General features: G+C 58.9%; 17 protein-coding genes. 10 read left to right on the top strand and 7 right to left on the bottom strand.

Going from position 1 to position 19,381, the window contains the following annotated elements; all coding sequences use genetic code 11:
• Positions 1-101: 101 nt before the first annotated feature.
• Positions 102-1,898: a signal peptide peptidase SppA gene (sppA, locus tag KQI84_11630; protein ID MCB2155527.1), complete on the top strand. Its 1,797-nt coding sequence runs from the start codon at positions 102-104 to the stop codon at positions 1,896-1,898.
• Between the two features lie 105 nt (positions 1,899-2,003).
• Here sppA and KQI84_11625 read toward each other — a convergent pair whose 3' ends face one another.
• The 3 genes from KQI84_11625 to KQI84_11615 all read right to left on the bottom strand — a co-directional run bounded on the left by KQI84_11625 (position 2,004) and on the right by KQI84_11615 (position 4,402).
• Positions 2,004-2,423 carry a cytidine deaminase gene (locus KQI84_11625; GenBank protein ID MCB2155526.1) on the bottom strand — a complete coding sequence of 140 codons (420 nt, stop codon included), beginning with the start codon at positions 2,421-2,423 and terminating at the stop codon, positions 2,004-2,006.
• A complete protein-coding gene (gene preA, locus KQI84_11620; GenBank protein MCB2155525.1) occupies positions 2,423-3,805 on the bottom strand; it encodes an NAD-dependent dihydropyrimidine dehydrogenase subunit PreA in 1,383 nt (460 codons plus the stop codon). The genes KQI84_11625 and preA overlap by 1 nt, the downstream gene beginning before the upstream one ends.
• Before the next feature lie 210 nt (positions 3,806-4,015).
• Positions 4,016-4,402 (bottom strand): VOC family protein, encoded by a 387-nt coding sequence (locus KQI84_11615; protein MCB2155524.1) that lies wholly within the window; start codon positions 4,400-4,402, stop codon positions 4,016-4,018.
• A 434-nt stretch (positions 4,403-4,836) separates the two neighbouring features.
• Here KQI84_11615 and KQI84_11610 point away from each other — a divergent pair, with 434 nt between their 5' ends.
• Both KQI84_11610 and KQI84_11605 read left to right on the top strand, forming a co-directional pair.
• The gene (locus KQI84_11610; protein ID MCB2155523.1) at positions 4,837-5,217 is read left to right on the top strand and encodes a BlaI/MecI/CopY family transcriptional regulator; all 381 of its coding nucleotides are present in this window, start codon (positions 4,837-4,839) and stop codon (positions 5,215-5,217) included.
• Between the two features lie 24 nt (positions 5,218-5,241).
• Complete coding sequence (locus KQI84_11605) at positions 5,242-6,804, top strand: M56 family metallopeptidase (protein MCB2155522.1); 1,563 nt, start codon at positions 5,242-5,244, stop codon at positions 6,802-6,804.
• Between the two features lie 9 nt (positions 6,805-6,813).
• Here KQI84_11605 and KQI84_11600 read toward each other — a convergent pair whose 3' ends face one another.
• Entirely contained in the window at positions 6,814-7,587 is a 774-nt protein-coding gene (locus KQI84_11600; GenBank protein MCB2155521.1) for a TerC family protein, read from the bottom strand.
• 224 nt (positions 7,588-7,811) lie between these two features.
• Between KQI84_11600 and KQI84_11595 the strand changes: the two genes are divergently transcribed.
• From KQI84_11595 to KQI84_11575, 5 genes are all read left to right on the top strand, one after another.
• Positions 7,812-8,456, top strand: a complete 645-nt coding sequence (locus KQI84_11595) for a hypothetical protein (GenBank protein MCB2155520.1) — start codon at positions 7,812-7,814, stop codon at positions 8,454-8,456.
• 91 nt (positions 8,457-8,547) lie between these two features.
• On the top strand, positions 8,548-9,780 hold the full coding sequence (locus KQI84_11590) for a hypothetical protein (GenBank protein MCB2155519.1): 1,233 nt from the start codon (positions 8,548-8,550) through the stop codon (positions 9,778-9,780).
• 46 nt (positions 9,781-9,826) lie between these two features.
• Positions 9,827-10,111, top strand: coding sequence for a hypothetical protein (locus KQI84_11585; protein ID MCB2155518.1), 285 nt, complete (start codon positions 9,827-9,829; stop codon positions 10,109-10,111).
• Positions 10,111-12,693: an O-antigen ligase family protein gene (locus KQI84_11580; GenBank protein ID MCB2155517.1), complete on the top strand. Its 2,583-nt coding sequence runs from the start codon at positions 10,111-10,113 to the stop codon at positions 12,691-12,693. Before KQI84_11585 ends, KQI84_11580 begins: the two co-directional genes overlap by 1 nt.
• Positions 12,690-13,628 (top strand): homoserine kinase, encoded by a 939-nt coding sequence (locus KQI84_11575; GenBank protein ID MCB2155516.1) that lies wholly within the window; start codon positions 12,690-12,692, stop codon positions 13,626-13,628. The genes KQI84_11580 and KQI84_11575 overlap by 4 nt, the downstream gene beginning before the upstream one ends.
• 136 nt (positions 13,629-13,764) lie before the next feature.
• Here KQI84_11575 and KQI84_11570 read toward each other — a convergent pair whose 3' ends face one another.
• The 3 genes from KQI84_11570 to KQI84_11560 all read right to left on the bottom strand — a co-directional run bounded on the left by KQI84_11570 (position 13,765) and on the right by KQI84_11560 (position 16,623).
• The gene (locus KQI84_11570) at positions 13,765-14,148 is read right to left on the bottom strand and encodes a hypothetical protein (GenBank protein MCB2155515.1); all 384 of its coding nucleotides are present in this window, start codon (positions 14,146-14,148) and stop codon (positions 13,765-13,767) included.
• Between the two features lie 172 nt (positions 14,149-14,320).
• Complete coding sequence (locus tag KQI84_11565; GenBank protein MCB2155514.1) at positions 14,321-15,688, bottom strand: hypothetical protein; 1,368 nt, start codon at positions 15,686-15,688, stop codon at positions 14,321-14,323.
• Between the two features lie 167 nt (positions 15,689-15,855).
• Positions 15,856-16,623 (bottom strand): NERD domain-containing protein, encoded by a 768-nt coding sequence (locus tag KQI84_11560; protein ID MCB2155513.1) that lies wholly within the window; start codon positions 16,621-16,623, stop codon positions 15,856-15,858.
• A gap of 161 nt (positions 16,624-16,784) precedes the next feature.
• Between KQI84_11560 and KQI84_11555 the strand changes: the two genes are divergently transcribed.
• Positions 16,785-18,107 carry a KAP family NTPase gene (locus KQI84_11555; GenBank protein MCB2155512.1) on the top strand — a complete coding sequence of 441 codons (1,323 nt, stop codon included), beginning with the start codon at positions 16,785-16,787 and terminating at the stop codon, positions 18,105-18,107.
• Positions 18,107-19,294 carry a hypothetical protein gene (locus KQI84_11550; protein MCB2155511.1) on the top strand — a complete coding sequence of 396 codons (1,188 nt, stop codon included), beginning with the start codon at positions 18,107-18,109 and terminating at the stop codon, positions 19,292-19,294. The genes KQI84_11555 and KQI84_11550 overlap by 1 nt, the downstream gene beginning before the upstream one ends.
• The last annotated feature ends 87 nt before the right edge of the window (positions 19,295-19,381 follow it).

Raw genomic sequence — 19,381 nt, 5'->3', positions numbered from 1 at the left:
AACATCTCCCCCGCCAAATGAAGATACGGCCGACTGGTCCGTAGAATTGGCACATGCAGCCGGCGATCCCGACTGCGGATTCGTTTGCCAAGGGAGATACTATGAAAACGAAACTCTTTCTGATGTGGCTGCTGATTCTGGCCGTCGTGCCGGTCTGCGCGGCGGAAGAAGGATCGGCCAGCGAAGAGGAATCGGCGGGCAAAGTGCCGATCATCGTCCTGGATGGCCCGATCACGGAAGTCAGCAATCCACTTGCGCTGTTCGGCGAGCAAAGCACTGTCCTGCGAGACCTCACTGCGACCATCGACAAGGCCGCAGAAGACGACGAAGTGGTCGGCATGATTCTCAAAGTCGGTCGTCCGTCCGTCGGTCTGGCGCAAGTGACCGAGATTCGCGATCACCTGATGAAGTTCCGCGAGAGCGGCAAGCCGCTGATCACATGGTTCGATGCCGCAACGCCGGGCGGATATCTGCTGGCATCGACCGGAACGCAGGTTGTCATGCCGGAAGTCGGCATGCTGATGACGCCGGGCATCTCGATTCAGATGTACTACTTCAAGGACCTGCTGGCGAAGGTTGGTGCCGAGGCGGAGGTGGTGAACTCCGGCAAGTTCAAGACTGCCATGGAGCCCTTCACGCACAACACGATGAGCGAAGGAAATCGCATCCAGTTGGGCGAGATCCTGGACGATATCGCCGAGGCAATCGTCGAGGATGTCGCCGAAGGTCGCGGTATGGATATGGGCGATGTTCGCGATGTGCTGTGGACCGGCCCGCTCGAGAGCCAATGGGCGCTGGACAAAGGTCTGATCACGGATATCGCCTACTACCAGGATTTTCTGGATCAGTACGCGGAAGAGAATGGCATCGAGTACGATGACGAATACCGCGCGAAGCCGAAGAAGGAAAAGGAATCGATCAACCTGTTCACGCTCTTCAGCAACATGAACGCCGACTCCGACAAGAAGTCCGACGGCAAAGAGCGCATCGCTCTGGTCTACGCGCTCGGCGCAATCATCGATGGTCGCGCAGACGAAAATCCCTTCCAGCAGGGCGAGCAGATTGCCAGCGAGGACTTCCTCGATTTGCTCGACGACGTGATGGATGAGGGCGACACGAAGGCGATCGTCCTGCGCGTCGACAGCCCGGGCGGCAGCGCGATTGCAAGCGATCGCATCTGGAATCGCCTGGAACAGATTCAGGCGCAGGGCGTGCCCGTCGTCGTCAGCATGGGCAGCGTGGCGGCCTCCGGCGGGTATTACATTTCCATGGGCGCGGACAAGATCGTGGCCGAGCCCACAACACTGACAGGCAGCATCGGCGTCGTCGGCGGAAAGTTCAGCTTTGGCGGAACGTACGAGAAGATCGGCGTCAGCAAGCAAATGCTCTCCGTCGGCCAGAACGCGACGATCTGGGACGAAGCTGAACCGTGGGATGAGAACGAACGCGAGATTATGAACCACATGATCGACACGACCTACGACACTTTCACACGCAAGGTGGCCGATGGTCGCGGCATGACCCAGGATCGCGTGAAGGAACTTGGCCAGGGCCGCGTTTGGAGTGGCATCGACGCAAAGGACAATGGCCTGATCGATGAACTCGGCGGAACCGAAGAAGCGATCGCGATCGCGCGCGACATGATCGGCAATCCGGACATCAGCATAGTCCAGTACCCCCGCGAGAAGACGTTCTTCGAGTTGCTCGAGGAAGTGATGGGCGGCGATGTCTCGGCCGGCGCAATCGTTCCGAATGCCCTCATGACACCGGACATGGTTCAGACGCTGCAGGCCGTTCTGCCTCCGGAGCAGGTGCAGACGCTGATGGATGCGATGACCCTGATGAAGGACGAGCCGGCGATCCTGACCTGGAACCCAATAAACTTCAATTTCCGCTAAGCCAAAAGACTACCGCGCAAGCGGTGGCGACCTCCCATAAGAGAAGGGCCCGGTATCGCAGCACCGGGCCCTTTTCATTTAACTCTGCTTCTCGCCGAATTGGATCTACGACTTCGCTTTGTCGAGGTCCGATGAGCGGAATGCGCCCGGCAGCAGACCAAGAGCGGTAAAGTCCTTCCGCTCGCCCTTCTTGAGGCCGATGCAGATGACTTCCATGTCGGGATTGAATTCGAGGATGAACTGGCGGCAGGCACCGCACGGCGTCAGTGCATCGTCGGTGTTGCCGACGACGACGAGCGCCACGGGCTTTCCGGCGTCCTCGGCGACGCAACGCGTCAGGGCATTGCGCTCTGCACAGATCGTCAGGCCGTAGCTTGCGTTCTCCACATTGCAGCCCGTGACGATTCGGCCTTTGTCAGTCAGCAGCGCCGCGCCGACCGGGAAGTTCGAATAGGGTGCGTAAGCCCGGGACTGTACGTCCCGGGCCGCTGCGATCAGTTCTTCCGTTTGCTTCGCGTCGATCATTACACGTGCTCCGGCGGCTGGATGGGCTCGATCGTGCCTGCGGCCAGGCGTTCCTGATACTGCGCCCAACTCATCGGCTCCTTGCCCGTGTCGATTTGCTTCATCGTGATGCAGCCTTCAACCGGACACACCAGCGAGCACATGTTGCAGCCCACGCAGGTTTCCTGGTTGATCTGGTACATATTCACGATGCCGTCGGCTCCGGCGCCGGCCATACCGGTGCGGCTGCCGCTCTTGTACACGCGATCGCTGTAGCCGTTGCTGGCAAGGTCCGAGACGGGCTTGTGAGTCTTATTGATGGACTGGTGGCAGCCATCTTCGCAGGCGATGTAGCACAGGCCGCAGTTGATGCACTTCTGCTGATCGATTTCCGCGACGACCTTGTGATTCAGGTTCAGATTCTTCCACTCGCGAATCTTCGAGGAGGACAAGCCGATGAAGTCGTGGGGCGTCTCGAAGCCCTTCTCGCGCATCCAGTTCTTCATACCGCTGGCCAACTGCTCTACGATCCGGAAACCGTAGTGCATCGCCGCTGTCGCGACCTGCACCGTTGTGGCCCCGCACAGCATGTGCTCGACGGCGTCCTGCCACTTCTGGATGCCACCGATGCCGCTGATCAGGTCCGGACAATCGGGATCGGTTGCAATCTGCGAAACCATGTGCAGAGCAATCGGTTTCACAGCCGGGCCGCAATAGCCGCCGTGAGAGCCGAGGCCGTCGACACAGGGCTTCGGCGCGTACGTATCGAGGTCGATGCCCATGATCGAGTTGATCGTGTTGATTAGCGCCACGCCGTCTGCGCCGGCTGCCTTGGCCGCGCGTCCCGGCATGCGAACGTCGGTCACGTTCGGTGTCAGCTTCACAATAACGGGAAGCTGCTTGTTGGCCGCATTGACGACCCATTCGGTGATCATCTGACAGTACTCGGGAACCTGGCCGACAGCCGAGCCCATGCCGCGCTCGCTCATGCCGTGGGGGCACCCGAAGTTAAGCTCGATCCCGTCGGCGCCGGAATCGATTGTGCGCTTCACCATCTCCTGCCACGTCTCTTCCTTCGACTCGACCATGAGCGAAGCAAAGACGACGTGGTTCGGATAGCGCTGCTTGATATCGTAGATTTCCTTGAAATTCACTTCGATCGGCCGATCGCTGATCAGCTCGATGTTATTCAAACCGGCGACCTTGGAACCCATATAGTCCATGGCGCCGTATCGGGAACTCACATTGACGATGGGCTCGCCAATGGTCTTCCAGATCACGCCTCCCCATCCCGCATCGAAAGCCCGTGCCACCTGGTAGGCAGAATTGGTCGGCGGCGCCGAGGCCAGCCAAAACGGATTCGGCGATTTGACGCCGCAAAACTCTACACTCAGATCAGGCATGTTCTACTCCTTCGGGGACTTGTGCAGGATGTGATTTTCATCGCTGAACCAAGCATCCTAGTCAATGGGGCGGGGCGTCTGTCGAGCAAATTTCAAACTGCGAAGTAATTTGATCCGCTCGACGGGAAGTCATGCGATTGATTGCCAAATGAAAAGGCGCCAGTCCCCGCGAAGGAGGACTGGCGCCGGATGGTTGGTCGGGGGCTCCGGTCATCCGAAGCTGAAGAGGCTTTCTTCCTCTACGGGTACGCCGGATCGATAAAGGCAGACCTCGTGGCCGTCCGGATCCTGAATCAGGGCCTCCTGACGGCCTTCCTCGGTTGCACGGGGACGGGCGGAGAATTCCAGGCCAGCCCGTCGCAATCGGCGGCAGTCGTCCTCAAAGTGAGTACACTCGAAGTACAATCGAATGCCATCGGAGAACGGACTGTACATATCCGGCGGCATGTGGCGAAGCGTCAGCGTGGTCTCCAGGTCCAACTGAAGAACCGCGCGGGTTTCGTGCTCCTCGATCACCGCGGCATTCAGAACTTCCTCGTAGAACCGAAGGGATCGGGGCACATCACTGACAAATAGCTCGGCGTGGTTCAGTCTCATGGCAGCCCTCCCGGGACGGGGGTTCCGTCCGATTTGATAAAGCACTTTATTCTCTCGCCATTGGGAATGCAAGCAAAGCCGGTCTCTGATGACGGGAAAAAGCGCTGGAAGTCTGTGAGAGTCGGAAATTGCAGTCGCATCAAATATAGACGGTCGTTGAGTTTTACGCTTGCACAGCGACCTGGAATGAACTAGTCTTCTGGTATAGTAATCAGTTGGGAAATGAGAGTCGAACTTCGGTTCAACGGGCCCCGGGGTTGGGATTGGCATCGGGGCCAAGCCTCACGAAATGTCACACATGCGCGATTTGTTTCAAAATCCGCATGAACTCATTGACGACCCCTCACATGGGTACCCAAGCTATAAACCACTGTATATGTCACCGCATGTACAGGAGAAGAACCGACAAGAGGTCAAGAAAAGGACGAGAGATTATGGGTATTCCAAGATTCGGCCGGGCTCAACTCCGCATCATGGAAGTGCTCTGCTCCGCAGACGGTGAAGTCACCGCCAAGCAGATCACAGAAAAGCTGAACGAAACCGAACCGATTTCGCTTTCGACGGTGCAGACGCTTCTGCGCCGCATGCGGAAGAAAGGCGCCGTTGGCCGGCGCAAGGTCGCAGGCGACTCGAACTACTATTACTTCCCCAAGGAAGAGATCGAGGACACCAAGGTTGGCCTGATGGACATCCTTCGCGGGATGTTCGGTGGCTCGGACGAAGAGCTGGCCTCGTTCCTCATCCAGCGTGGCAAGATCACGGGGGATGGCCTTGACCGCCTGCGCAAGGACCTGGAAGAGCGGAACAAGAAGTAAGCAAGGCCCAAGAAATAAGGGGTGATGATGGCGGCTATGCAGTGGCAAGCAGCATTGCAGGATGTTGCGCAATACGCCACATCGGTTGGGGTGAATCTGTTTCTGGTATCGACGATTCTCCTCGCCACCGGGTTGGCTGCCGCTCGCCTGTGCTCTCGCAAGGGAGCGTTAGTCCAGAATACCATTCTGCGAGTAACGCTCCTTTGCCTATTTTTATCCCCCTTCTTCGTAGTCCTGATCCCATCGATTGGGTTCACTCCCCAGAGTCGAACTGCCCCAGAGACAGAGGTCGTCGAGCCTCCCCCTACGGTCAATGCGGAGAATGTGTCCGTGGACCCTTCGCCGGGATTGAAGCTGACGTGGCCGTTGATCCTCCTGATTTTCTGGCCCGGCGTGGCTGCGTTGCGGTTCCTTTTCCTCTGCTATCAGGGTCTGCTGGATAGCTACCTGCTCCGTCGCGAAGCCAAAGATGTCAGCGACCAGGAGATCCTGGAGGAGTTTCGCCGATCGGCCGCGGCTATCGGAGTCTCGCCACCCAGGCTGGTGGCGACACCAGTCACGACAAGTCCCCTCCATGCTGGTATTCTCCGGAAGGTTGTGCTCCTGCCGCTGGCGAAAGATCGCCCGATCGGCAGTCCCAGCATCTACCTGCACGAGCTTTCCCACGTGAAGCGCGGGGATAACTTCTGGCTCCTGCTGACGCGACTGGCCCGCTCCGTGTTCTGGTTTCAGCCGTTGCTTTGGAAGCCGGGCGTTCTGGTTCCGAACTTCTGGGAACACGTCTCCTTCCCAGCGATGCTGGAGGAGACTTGCGAGAATGCTGCGGACGATCTGCCGCTTTCCACCGGCATCGACCCTTTCGAGTACGCGAACACTCTGGTCGACGTGACCGAGTATCAAATGAACGAGTTGGCGGCGCGCCGGCGCTGGATGGGCATCGCGGATCTGCTGGGGGCAGCAATGGCATCGCCGAGCGAACTCCGCCTGGCCCGCCGGCTGCACCGCGTCACGGAGAAGGGCCGTCGCCTCGCGGCGCCAGCACCGCGGCCACTGGTTGCTCTGATCGTCATTACTGGTCTGATGCTGGGCGTAGCGTCGGCCAATTGGTCGGAGTACCTGGCGGGCGATCCCACTCCCCCACGCCATCTGTGGAGTGGCCGGCGCTACAATGTCGCCAAGATCACGCATTCCGGTGTCGTCACGCCGGAAAGTTCCTGGACATACCTGAGCTTTCGCAACGTCAGCGTCCGTCTTCTGGACGAGCAGCTTCGCATTTCCGGACAGTTCCATATCTACAATGTGAGCAATCCGGAAGGCGAAATCGACCAAGTGCTGCTGGCGATGGGGGACAAGGTCTTGAAGGTCTGCTACGATGGAACCCCGGGCGCACACCCGGGAGTGACGCGCTGGTTCGAGTACGAGATGTCGCTGTCCGAAATGGACGCTGAGACGATCCCGATCAAGCTTGTACGCGTCGCGACACCATCTGCGGAACAGGGTGTGAGACTGTACGAACGGGAAGGCGGCGGTACGGCCTTCACGATCGCAGAACTCCATCGCCGCATCCGATCGCCTTTCGATCGCTGAGCGGTCTTTTTAGTCTATCAATTCCGGTTCGTTGTCCGGCGCAAAAGGCGATGCGCCGTGCAGACGCACGGGCCTTGCCGAGACTTTCCGCAACCGCATGTTCAGCATTTCAACAGCGACCGCAAAGCCCATCGCGAAGTATATGTAGCCCTTCGAAACATGCTGGCCGAATCCCTCCACAACAAGCATCACCCCGATCAGAATCAGGAAGGAGAGCGCAAGCATCTTCATCGTCGGATGCTTCTCGACGAACTGCGACACGGCGTTGGCGTACAGCATCATGACGATCACAGCGATGATGATGGCCGTGATCATGATCTCCACGTGTTTGGCCATGCCGATGGCGGTGATGACCGAGTCGAAGCTGAACACGATATCGAGTGCCATGATCTGAACGAGGATCAGCCCAAAGGATCGGGCTGCCTTCCCTGCGGTGAGATGCTCCTCCGGCGGGCCTTCAAGCTTCTCGTGGATTTCGTGCGTGCTCTTCGCGAGCAGGAAGATGCCGCCTCCGAGGAGAATCAAATCCCTGCCGGAGAAGCCGTGATGGAACAACTCGATGATCGGATCAGTCAGGCGCATGACCCAACTGAGCGCTAAGAGCAGCCCGATTCGTGTGAGCATCGCCAGGCCGAGCCCGAGGCGGGTGGCGCGCTGGCGCTGGCTTTGAGGGAGTTTGGCGACAATAATCGCGATGAAGATGATGTTGTCGATGCCGAGCACGATCTCGAGCGTCGTCAGGGTGAGCAGCGCAATGGCGGCTTCGATCCACTGGTCAGGCATGGGGACAGTCTCCGCGAGGTGTTTGATCCGTGTTCTTCAGGGCATCCCGGTTTCGAGATACCATGGCAAGGGAAAGGGCATCGTGAGGGAGGGCATTCAGCAGCGGGCGCGCCCGTGTCGCATCACTTTCCTTGACACTCGGGGGCCCTGGGCAACCCTTTGGAGAGCGGCGCCGCCGGCTTCCGGAAAGGCGCTCAATCGTCATAGCGACAGGGGTCTTCATCGTGCGCATCGGTCGGTGGCTCTTCATTGGGATTCTGTTGTCGGCGAGTCTTCTTGCCGGCGGCTGCGGGTCCGTGCCCGCACCTACTCACGTGGTGAAGCTGGCCGTTCTGGACGGCGTCATGGCGGAGAACGCCACGGAGACCCGCCAGGAGCTGACCGGCTGGTGGTTGAGCTCCCGCGATCGTTACCAGAATGGCAACGCCGGTATTCAATTGGGCGAGGCCCTGGCGGATGAATTCGAGAAGATTCCCGGCGTTCTGGTCTATCCCCGCACCGATCTCGCCACATACATGGCCCAGAAGGAGCGCACTGTACGCCGCGCCTATCCGGATCTCTCACCTGAAGAGCGCCTTGTTGTCCTCCAGAGTCAGCATCCGCTCGATTACGGCCGGTCCCTGAATGTAGATTACGTGCTGTCCAGCCATGTGGCTCTGGCCCGCACGACGCACCAGAGAACCTTCCACTGGTGGGTCAGCCGGATTCGCTTCGACCTGGACCTCTGGGACGTGGAACAGGGCCAGAAGATCTGGACCTGGCACGGCGAGGACTCCGATTTGTTCGATTCGCAACTGACGGTCATCGAAGAACTGGCCGAAGAGGCGCGCGAAGAAGCCTACGATCGGGACATCTTCCGCCTGTATTGAGCGCCCAGCAAACCCCACCGGCGTTCCAGCGATCAACTATGAGGGGCTGTCCCCCGGCGCCCGGCGCGATTCCCTGGATATTGGATTGTTGATGAGAAAACTGTTGGTTTCACTGGCCTTGGCTGCCTTGGCAACAACGGCGATGCCGCATTCCGCGCTGGCCCAACAGCCGGTCGCCCCAGAGCCTTTGCCGCCGGCTTCGAATCCCGGCGCTCCGGGCGCCACACCAACTCCAGTTGGCCCACGAGTGCTGCCGCTGGGTGATTCCAAGGATATTCTGAGCGTGCCTGCCGGTTCCAACATCCCGGGCGCCCAGGAATTCACAGAGCCCGTCATCTGCGCAAAGGTCGCCCGGTCGGTTCGCGCTCTGAACCCGACGCTGACACTGGGCGAACCACTGGTCCTTCAGTTCCGCACCGTGGGCATGGATCCCAGGTCGACGGTCGACTTCGTGGCAGCCATGGCCTTCGGCAATGACGTGCAGGTTCGTGTGACGCCGATCGAGCCGAGCGGGTATCCTTTCATGTTTACCCCTCAGCGCCGGCCGGAAGCCGTTCCGAACAGCGTCTTCAACCTGCGGGAAGGCGAGGAAGCCGAGCTTACGCTTCTCATGGCACACGACTACAATAGCCTGAGCGGCGCCGCATTCGATACGCCGGGCAAGTACAGGTTGGATATTTCGCTGGTCTGCAAGGCCTCCAATACTCAGGAAGGCCAGACGACAGAAGCTCTTGGCAGCCTTGAGGTTATGGTCCAGGAGCCGCGCACCGAAGACGATCAGATCGCATGGGGACTGGTATCGGGTCATACCGGGGTCTTTGAGAGTCTCCAGGCGATGAGCGCCACGCGCCCGCGAGACCAGAAGATTCTGTTGTCTGTCGTCGAGCAGGCACCCAATTCAGTTCTTCGGCCGTATGCGCTGCTGTCTGTGGCGACGGGGAAGTTCCTGGAGGGCCGCAAGAATCCCGAGGAACTGGAAGAAGCGATTAAGCTGCTCCGCGAATTCTTGGACGACTATCCCCACCACTTCCTGGCCGATCCCGCCCAGACGCGGATGATGCTCTGCTACTTCGAGAGGAAGGACAACGAAGCAGCCCGGAAGCTCTTCGTGGACATGTGGACGGATCCTGTGCATTCCATCCGGATGAGGCCGACGGATCCGCTGCGGCGCGCCTTTCTGGGAGAGCCACCAGAGGACAATACAGAGCAGTGGATGCTCTTCGCTGATCCGCATGCAGCCCTGGAGCCTGAACCGACGCCGTTTGAGCCCGTGGATAACTCGGAAGAGCTCCCGGCGCCCTTCCTGACGGACCCAAACCTGTGAGGTTCCCCTTGCTTCGCGGGGCCTGGGAAGGCACGCACCTGGGTTGATGACGAGTCGGTTTTCGCACATTCCTGCATCTGGCGATTGGGTGACGATGCATGTCACCCTGCCGTTGGAGTATATTCAGCGGCTGTGCATCACGCTGGAGGGCTACGATAATCTGGCGCTGGCGCGGACGCCCGTGCAAGGAATCGGCCGGCTGCACATCTACACCTGGGAGAATAACGTCGGACTGGTCCGCCAGATCCTGACCGATCTGTCGCGGGAGTTTCCTGTGCAAATCGAAGAGATCGAGCCGGGCATGAACCGGGTCACCGACGTGTGGAAGTGATGACGGAAGAGAAGAAACTCAACATGGAGCCGGACCAACTCCCATCCTGGGAGGTGCTGGTCGGCGCTGCCATACTGGCAGCATCGTCGATGCTCCACGTCTTGATTCTGACCCCGCTGACGAACAATCTGGACGACATCAAGTACTGCACCATGTGGATCGGCGGAGCGATCTGCATGATCACGTTCCTGACCCTCTGGATGCGGCGCCGCGTCGAGGCTCCACCGAAGATCGTTACGATCCCCTACCTCGCGTACATCGGCGTCCTGATCCTCTCAACGCTGTTCGGGGCAGCCGACTACGCGAAATGGGTCGGCTGGCAACTGGTCTATTTCCACCTGTCGCTGGCTGGGTTCTTTTTTCTGGGAGCATCCGTTACCAATACGGTCCGGATGGTCCGCTGGGGAATGCGTTTCTGGGTCGTGCTGGCGTTGATCACTTGCGGATTCGGGCTCTTTCACTATGCCGGTATGATGGAACCGATTCACAAGCACATGCTGCAGGACTTCTATGCGCACGCCAGGCCGGGCGACGCCCCATCGGCGATTCTGAATTTGACCGCGACGTTCGCCGGAACGCGCGAGATGCTGTCGACGATCCTGAATCGGCAGTTCTTCGGCAATTTCCTGACATTACTGCTGCCAATCGCATTGGCGTGCACCGTCGTGAACTACGAAGATATGCGCGAGCGACACGAGCGCAGGCGCCCGCTGCAGTTGTCGCCCTTGTGGATGTTCCTGTCCGGCGTCGCGGCGATCATGGCAGCCGCATGCATTTACATGACGTTCTCGAAGTCCTCGACATTCCTGCTACCGATCTCCCCCATTGTGTTCGTAGTCGCCGTGTACGTGTTCACGCGATATAAGATCCTGAAGATCCCCGCATGGCCTGCCGCACTGATCCTTCTGGCGATTGTAGCCGGCACGGTCGTGTACTTCACCTGGGGCGACCTGGTTGAAGACTTCCGATCAGTCGTGACGAGTACGAGCTCACGCAAGATTATCTTCCCGGGCGCGATCAGGATGTTCGAATCGAACCCGATCCTCGGAACCGGCCCGGGTAGTTTCCGATTGGAATTCCCGAAGTACCGCACACCGAACTACCACATGGCAGACATCAGCAATGTGACGCTCTATGCGCACAATCGGTTCCTGGATTTGCTGGCGGAGAACGGCATCCTGGGTTTCCTGACGTACATCGCGTTCCTGGGCGGCATCGGCTGGCTAGGTTTCCGCGCGCTGCGGCGGTGTGAGTCGCACATGTTGCGGGTCGCGGTGATTGGCTATCTGTGTGGTATCGGGTTCCTATATGTCGGGAACTTGACTACCCCGATGATGCGATGGCCGATTGGAGCCGTCATCACGCATGTTGCACTGGGCCTGGGAACAGGCGCGATTGCGATGAGTCTGCGCGGCAATTGCGAGCCCGCGCGCCCCTCAAGAATGATCTGGGATCGACGAGCCATCATCGGCAGCGTGCTGCTGGGGCTGGCGGTGTGCTATGGATGCTTCATCACCGTTTACGCAAAGGACTTCTTTGCGGGTTCCAAGGCAAACAACGCCGGGATTATGATGGTCGCACGTGATCAAGAGAACATGCCCCTGGCAATGCGAGAGAAAGTCTACGAAAAGGCGATCGAGAGTTTCAACACGGCGCTGGATGCGAATCCAACGTTCGTGACGACCTATTACAAACTGGCCCACGCGTACAATCGCCTCGCGGCATTGAAGGAACAGCAGGGCAAGCTGGCAGAGAGCGCCGAGAATCAGCGCCACGCCCTGGAGACCTATCGGACGATGCAGAAGTATGCTCCGGACTATTCGGAGGTGCACTTCAACCTTGCCGTGATCTATGTGAATCTCGGCCGGTATCATAAGCGCTTGATGGATCAAGCAACGGATCCCGCGGAGAAGAAACGCCAGCAGGAGATCGTCTTTGAAACGTTCGAGAATGCGAAGGATGCAGTAGACCGTGCAAGCGAACTGAGCGACAAGGTCAGCGTGCACTATCTGGCCGGAACAATTTACAACGAGTACGCCATGTATCGCGGCGAATCTCCCGAACTGGCAGCAGAACTGTGGGACAGGACGGGCGAGATTTACGCATACACTCGTGACCTTCCCTTGTCGGTGGTGTTGCAGGAGGCGCGTCAATTGGAACGCGAGCGTGACGAGAAGATCAAGTCGGCGAACTACGCACCGGCGAGCTTTGAGCGAGCGAAGGAATGGGAGAAGGCTGCCAACGCGTGGGAGGCGCTCTTCGATCTGAATCGCGGACAAGGCGATTACATGCGCCGCTCTGCGGAAGATCATCTTCGCGCCGGCCATGTCGAGGAGGCCTTCGAGTTGGTCGAGCGGGCCGTGCAGCGCAACCCGATGAACCCGGATTTCCTGGTGCTGCAGGCCGAGATCAGCCTGCGCGCCGCGGAGCAGACGGGAGATTGGAAGCGAGCCGCCGTGATGGCGGAACTTCCGCGCGCTGTGGACGAGAGGATTGAGGGCTTTTTGACGGACAGCCAACGGGCCCGCCTGGACACGGTGGAAGCCCGCATTAAATCCGCCGCCTCCGGAGCCGAATCTTGACCCCACAATCTCGCGCACCGCGTGCACTGACAGTGACGGTGCCTGCATCGACTTCGAATCTCGGGCCGGGCTACGACTGCCTCGGTTGCGCGTTTCGTTTGTACAACAAGTTCACGTTTGAGTTGGGCGATCACAATGCCCAGCACGAACTGTCCTTTGACGGCCCGGAAAGCCAGGGCCTGGAGCCGAGCCAGGACAATCTCATCCTGTCGTCGGCGCGCACGCTGTACGAAGCCATCGATAAGTCGATGCCGACGCTGAAAGTGCAGGTGCAGGTCAACGTTCCGCATCCACGCGGACTCGGGAGTTCAAGCACGGCCGTCGTGGCTGGCCTGGTCGGGGCGAACGCGCTGGCGGGGGCACCCCTCGATCGCCGTGAACTACTGAACCTGGCTGCGAAGATCGAAGGCCATCCGGACAATGTGGCGCCCGCGATGGTCGGCGGACTGACAGCGGCGCTGATGGATGATTTTGGAGACGTGGTTCTGGGACGCTGGCGCCCGCACAAGTCAGTCGCCTTCGTGATCCTGTCGCCTGATTACGGCGTACAAACGAAGGAAGCGCGTGCCGTTCTGCCGGATCTGATTCCGCACGCCGATGCCGTCGCGAACCTGGCGCGCGTGCCGCTGTTGATCGAAGCCCTGCAGCGCGGCGACTTGAGCCACTTGTCCACACTGATGCGCGACAAATTGCACGAGCCCTACCGCGAAACGCTCTATCCGAACTTCGAGGAACTGCGCTCCGCCGCCTTGCGAGCAGGCGCGTCTGCAACGTGCCTCAGTGGCGCGGGCCCATCAATGCTGGCCGTCACAGAATCAACGATTGCAGAAAACGTTGCGACCGCCTGGAGCCGGGCCTTGACGGACCTTGGACACACGGGACGCTGTCGCGTGCTGGAGCCGGACTACAACGGATGCCAGGTGCGACACGGCTGATTTGACGAGAGAGATGTGGAATCATTAAGAGGGGCGCAATTGCGTCCCTCTTTTTTGTGTCGGTCAGCTTCCGCTCTGAGCGGCCAAGGCGTCGGTCAAGTCGAACTGGTCGCGCATCGCCCGAAATTGGGTTTGCTCATGGCTTCCTCACCCAATCCGAGGTTCCGGAGTGCAACCAGAGGATCTCGTAAAGGTCGAGGCTTCCGAACTTGTCGTACACAGCGATGATATCATCGGGATCGAGAGCAATTGGAACGAGTTCTTCTGCTCTGAGATGGGATACGAAGTCCGCACGCTTCTCGTCATCGAAGAGCACGCACTTCCCATCCTCTCCGGGGTAGACGAAGACAACAAGATACTCGTGTCGGAAGACGCGAATTCGGCTTTGGCGTTTTGGAAACAAGAGCTTCGAAGCCCCGTGATTCGCCTCTTCGATTGCCTCGTTAAGATCCTGATGTTCGATCGTAATGAACTCGGAAACCGCCTGAGCCCTGCTGTGGATCGCTACCTTGCTTCTCATTTCTTCATTGAGGTATTTGCATTTGCAGGTGCTCCTCGGAGTGATCGCATAGGCACCGAGGTAGATGACGCAATTGATCGACAGGAAGAGGCCGACGAAACGAAAAGGGAAACTCCGGAGGGCTTGATCGGGCAACGCGTACACGTACGGTCCCTCTCAGTTGGTGCTGGTCTCAGCTTCCGCCGGTCGAGGGTTGGACGACGACGCTGCCGGCGAAGGGATCGTTCGGGTCGGTGGCGATGGTCTCGTCCTCGATCTGCTCGGCCTCCGGCATTGGAGTCTCCGGCGGAGCGGAGGGAGCCAGCGCGCCGGCGAGTTGCTCTTTGCGCTGGCGGAACTGCTCGATGCGCTCCGGCGTCCAGATGCAGGATTCGCGGAAGCGGATGATCTGCGAATCGATCTCGCCGACAAAGGCGGGCGAGCCGGCTTCGGCCATGCGCATCAGACGCGTGTATTCGTTGAAGGCTGCGCTTTCGCGTTCGCCCAGAAGCTGCATGTGCTCGGAGATATCGACAATGCGTTCGGAAACGGCGGTCTGGGGAGGAAGCAGCGACTTCCAGAGTTCGAACTGCGCGAGGTAGCGCTGGTACTCGCCGGATTCGCGGAAGCGTTTCATGATTCCTTCCGCCTGGCTGTAGAAGTAATCTTCGAGTCGCGAGTAGACCTGATCCTGTGCGCTGCGCATCGGCGTCTGAGCCAGCGACATCAACTGCATCAAGCTGGTCTCGGAGGCGCGAAGATCGGCCGGAAGCGGAATCAGATCGATCGCGCGCGCCAGGCGCTCCACGTTGCTGAGATGATGATTCTGGCGGAACTTGTTGGCAGACGAAACCGGCTTGAGCCCCGGCTCGTAGAGCTCAGCAATTCCAACGAGCGACTTGTTGATCTCTTCGACATTGGAATCGGCCATGGCTTCACCCAACCGGCCGCGATAGAGCTCGAGGAGCCCGGAACGAAGCTTCGTGAAGTCCTGGCCGTCTGCGACCATCAGGGCGCGCGTGGCGAAGTCGATCCGATCGTCACGGGGAATGCCAAGGTTCTCCTCCAGCATCCGCAGCGTCACGCTCGGGATGCCGGCGCTGACCTTGCCCAACTCGGCAAGCTCCTGCGGACTGAGCGTTCCTGGGGGAAGCGCGAGCAACTGTAAGATTACTTCGCCCAGCGCATTGCAGGTGGGCACTCCCTGAAGTGTGCTGACGATTGTCTGACAAGCCTGGGAGTAGCGCTGGGCGGCGATTTGCGACCGCGCGGCGACGGTTTCTTTCTCGCATCCGTTGGCGCCGGGGATCTGGACGTCCTGGACCTGGCCGGCCGGCAAATCGAGCCGGAAGCCGCCTGTCTGGATGCTGATGGAGGCCTGGGTCCAACTGACAACGGTTCCGCGAACGGACGTGCCGTCTTTCTTGACGACGACATCTTCGGCGAAGGCCGAGCCGCCAAGGAGACAGGCAGCGACGATCCCGAGGGCTGCGATCCACGGCAGCAGGCGACCGCTCCACCGTGCGGATCCTCCCGAAGTCCTCGTCCATCGATCGAACATGTGCCCTGATGCCCCCAGAGAGTGCCTGTCGGCAGGTTTATCGGTTGTATTACGCACCCGCCGAACAAGACTTCAAGATTGAAGGAAAGGATTGGGATGTGTCCAGCCGAATTCCTGAGAAACGCGGAGTTGGGAGGCGATTGGCGGCTGTCTTACTAAACTGATCTCTATGCAATATCCCGGCGTCCGCGGCACTGGGGAAACCGCCCGCAGCCCCAGAATTGCCGCCCGGCGTTGGCTCCCTGGCGAGCCGTCCGCAGCACCATCCGCCCACCGCACTTCGGGCACACGGGCTGCGAATCGATCGGCGCCGCCGCGCGAGCCTCCTGAACCCGCCGGGTGTGATCGCGCATCGCCTCGCGGGTAGCCTGGATGCGTCCCATCTCGAGCGCCGCTGCCAGTTCCGCCACGCGCTCGGGTTCAAACACCGGGGCGCGATGCCGACGGATTTCCTGCACGCACGCCAGAGTCCCTCGCACCACGCCAGGCAGTGGGCCCTTCGCCAGCCGCGCGGATCCAACAAACGCGACGATCGAGTGGACCTGCTCCGCCGGCACGCCGAGACAAACAGCCAGCGCGCACCTGTGCCCGTGATTCTGTCGCAGCGGGTTCTGGAACTTGTGCGTCTGCCGCCCGATCTTCTGCGTCCACTGATGGTCGCGTTCCGACCCATAGATCGCGCCGCCCATGTTCTTCGTCTCGATTGCGAAGATCCCGAACGGACTCAGCACCACATGATCGATCTGCGTCGTCCCCCCCTCCACTGGCAAGAGGACGTTGTGAAAGACGCGGTAGGTGTTCTTGTCGAGGGATCTGGCTAGCCTCCGCTGAATTCTCTGTTCTCCGATTTCGCCGCGGCTGGGCAAAGGCCCGAGCGTGAAGAGCGCATAGAGGAACAGGACCGCGCCCGCCACACAGAGGAGCAGCACGTCCATGAATGCGAATAAGCCAAGCACCGCCAAGAAATCCGCCATTGTCTGAGACACCTCCTCCGGGGTGCGACTTGACACCTCATCAACCGCTCGGTATCCAGATTGCATCAATGTCGTCCGATTAGCAATACCACTGATGCCCTTGGGGTCAGGGAGTTTGCCGAATGCCCACGAACAAGCCGCTGTCGCGCAGCGATGAACCGGTCGGGTTCGATGCGCTGGGACGCGAGATTCAACTCCTTTCGCTAGCCGAAGTGATCGCCACCGCCCAGCCGCCGCTCGTCGTCGGCATCCACGGCGACTGGGGCGAGGGCAAGACCAGCTTCATGAAGATCCTCGGGCGCCTGCTGGATGCGGAAGAGCGAGACAAGTATCTGGCGGAGGGAGATAGACTCTTCACATCGGATGAAGGCGGCAAACGTTGGAGAGAATCGAAAGCAACGATCGAACGCTTCGTCCGGAAGATGCAGAAGGAAGATGCGAGGGAGCCATTCAATATTCCATCCGTGTTCTTCAATCCTTGGAAGCACCAGTTTGAAGAGGAGCCCATCTTCCCTCTTCTTGACGCGATTCGGGTCCAGCTACCAAGCGCATGGTCGAAGATCGGTGGCAAATTCCGAGACTTTGTGGAGGACCCCCGCATTCGAATTCTAAGCAAGGCAAGCCTTGGTGTGGCAAAGCTTGCAGGGCCAGATTGGTTCAGTGCCCTCGCGGATCAAGCAGGCACAAAGGCGAAGGAGGTAATGGATGCCTTCGCCGATTTTGATCGCTCATTCGGAAAGACCATCGAAGATTTGATTGGGAGCATCGTCGGCGCTGATCGACTCGTGATCTTCATCGATGACCTCGACCGATGTGAGGCCGAGTACGTTGTGAAGATCCTGGAAGCTCTCAAACTCCACCTAATGAATGACAAGTGTATTTACGTCTTGGGATGTTCTCCGAGGCGGATTCGTGAGTGTCTCGTCGAGAAAATGGGCGTCAGCGATGATGGCGCGCAAGTCTATCTGGAGAAGATTGTCCAGATACCGCTCCGTCTGCCGCCGGTATCCGCGGGCAGTTTCAGGCACTTACTGCTTTCACTGGGATGTGAGAAATACGTCGAGAATCAACTCTGTTGGGACATGTTGCGCTCCTTTGCTGAACACAATCCGCGGCGATTGAAGAGATTTCTGCTCTTCTATGAGATGGAGAAGTCCATGATCGAACTGGTGCCCGATCTACTTGAGCAGACGCTGACAGAGCTTCAGGAGTTTGGCATAGCCGATGATGGCGAGATCATGGAGGCGTACCTGTTCGGGAATAAGGTCCCGCATCTTCCAGAAGAGCAAGTCCGGGAGGCTCTTTTGATGAAGATTAAGCTAATCCAGTTTCTTGGAGGCGAAGGCCATGCCTTCACAACAGCGGAGGACTTTCTGGTCGATGTGGCGCCATGGAATCGGGAGGAGAAGTTGGATGATCCCGTGAGGGACTCGGAGGAATACTGATGAAGAAGAGAGATACTGAGCCCGCAAACGTCAAGGGTCGGCGCACAGATGCAGTCTATCCAAGCAAACTAAAGGCGATCTTGGACAGGCCGCCACATGTTGGAGATTGGCTGGCTGATCGAAAGAACGAAACCGTCTCCCCGCGGGTGGACAGATTGACTATGCTCCTTTACCACACTCTCGATTTGAGAGATGCCCTTGAACTCCAACAGGCCCGAGTTGATCAGCATCGACGGGACTTGGACCCTGAACAGGAGCAAATCTTCAAGGAGGTGTTCAGAAAGGCTCTCATGAAACCAGTCGGGGATCCGGTGATATCGCAGGATCTTGAGCAGATCCAAGAGCTTGCCCTCCCACCGGATGTTACAACGATCGAACCCCTGAAGCAATTGCCTGCCTTGCAGACCCTGGACGCCTCGGAGTGTAGACTCCTAGGCAAGCTCGATCCTCTGATGGGAGCGACTTCACTCAGAACCCTCGATCTCCGCGCATGCACGAAAATACAGGAATTGTGGCCACTGGAAGAGTTGAATTCACTGGAAAGACTAAGCCTCGTTGGCTGCACAAGCGTTCAGGATTTGAGCCCGCTCGCTGGACTCAAGTCACTGGAGTGGCTCGACCTCAGCGACTGCACAGGCATTAGGTCGCTGAACCCTTTCAAGGAACTGACTTCCCTCGTTTGGCTGAGCCTGAGAGGCTGCACTGGGGTAGGAAACCTGGGCCCCCTCGCGGCACTGGAATCGCTGGTATTCCTGAACATTGGAAGCTGCACCAGTTTACAGGACTTTCGAGCCTTGGCGGAACTTAAATCGCTTGAAGAATTGAGTCTCCGGGGTTGCAGGCAGGCGCAAGATCTGGAGCCACTATCTTCACTTGAATCGCTGAGAGTATTGAACCTCGGAGGCTGCACGAGCGTTCAAGACTTGAGATTCTCGCATGGACTGAGATCACTGGGAACTCTCATCCTCGCCGGCTGTGTTGCCATTCGTGATTTGGGGCCCCTTGTGGAGTTGGAGCATCTGAGCGAGATTTCACTCAGGGGATGCAAGGGCGTTCAGGATTTGACGCCACTGTGCGAACTGAGCTCCCTGCGGAATCTGGATCTTACTGGATGCGATGCGGTGGAGGATCTCCCGCCGATGCTCAAGGAACGTGCAGGGCAAGGAGATCTTGTGGTGACAATATAGAAATCCCGCTGGATGAAGAAGCTTCGTGGTTTCTTTGATGTCTCACCTTCGCTCTTGACGTTGTTTCCCGGTTGTCCTTCAGGGTGA

It is taken from the genome of bacterium, assembly GCA_020444065.1.
GTDB lineage: Bacteria > Sumerlaeota > Sumerlaeia > SLMS01 > JAHLLQ01 > JAHLLQ01.
This window is presented reverse-complemented; position numbering and strand designations above follow the sequence as displayed.

Excerpts from the sequence above, each read along its gene's own strand:
- KQI84_11570 (MCB2155515.1), bottom strand. The coding sequence starts at position 14,148 with ATGAGAAGCAAGGTAGCGATCCACAGCAGGGCTCAGGCGGTTTCCGAG.
- KQI84_11585 (MCB2155518.1), top strand. The coding sequence starts at position 9,827 with ATGACGAGTCGGTTTTCGCACATTCCTGCATCTGGCGATTGGGTGACG.
- KQI84_11565 (MCB2155514.1), bottom strand. The coding sequence starts at position 15,688 with ATGTTCGATCGATGGACGAGGACTTCGGGAGGATCCGCACGGTGGAGC.
- KQI84_11615 (MCB2155524.1), bottom strand. The coding sequence starts at position 4,402 with ATGAGACTGAACCACGCCGAGCTATTTGTCAGTGATGTGCCCCGATCC.
- sppA (MCB2155527.1), top strand. The coding sequence starts at position 102 with ATGAAAACGAAACTCTTTCTGATGTGGCTGCTGATTCTGGCCGTCGTG.
- KQI84_11605 (MCB2155522.1), top strand. The coding sequence starts at position 5,242 with ATGATGGCGGCTATGCAGTGGCAAGCAGCATTGCAGGATGTTGCGCAA.
- KQI84_11560 (MCB2155513.1), bottom strand. The coding sequence starts at position 16,623 with ATGGACGTGCTGCTCCTCTGTGTGGCGGGCGCGGTCCTGTTCCTCTAT.
- KQI84_11610 (MCB2155523.1), top strand. The coding sequence starts at position 4,837 with ATGGGTATTCCAAGATTCGGCCGGGCTCAACTCCGCATCATGGAAGTG.
- KQI84_11580 (MCB2155517.1), top strand. The coding sequence starts at position 10,111 with ATGACGGAAGAGAAGAAACTCAACATGGAGCCGGACCAACTCCCATCC.
- KQI84_11550 (MCB2155511.1), top strand. The coding sequence starts at position 18,107 with ATGAAGAAGAGAGATACTGAGCCCGCAAACGTCAAGGGTCGGCGCACA.
- KQI84_11600 (MCB2155521.1), bottom strand. The coding sequence starts at position 7,587 with ATGCCTGACCAGTGGATCGAAGCCGCCATTGCGCTGCTCACCCTGACG.
- preA (MCB2155525.1), bottom strand. The coding sequence starts at position 3,805 with ATGCCTGATCTGAGTGTAGAGTTTTGCGGCGTCAAATCGCCGAATCCG.
- KQI84_11555 (MCB2155512.1), top strand. The coding sequence starts at position 16,785 with ATGCCCACGAACAAGCCGCTGTCGCGCAGCGATGAACCGGTCGGGTTC.
- KQI84_11590 (MCB2155519.1), top strand. The coding sequence starts at position 8,548 with ATGAGAAAACTGTTGGTTTCACTGGCCTTGGCTGCCTTGGCAACAACG.
- KQI84_11625 (MCB2155526.1), bottom strand. The coding sequence starts at position 2,423 with ATGATCGACGCGAAGCAAACGGAAGAACTGATCGCAGCGGCCCGGGAC.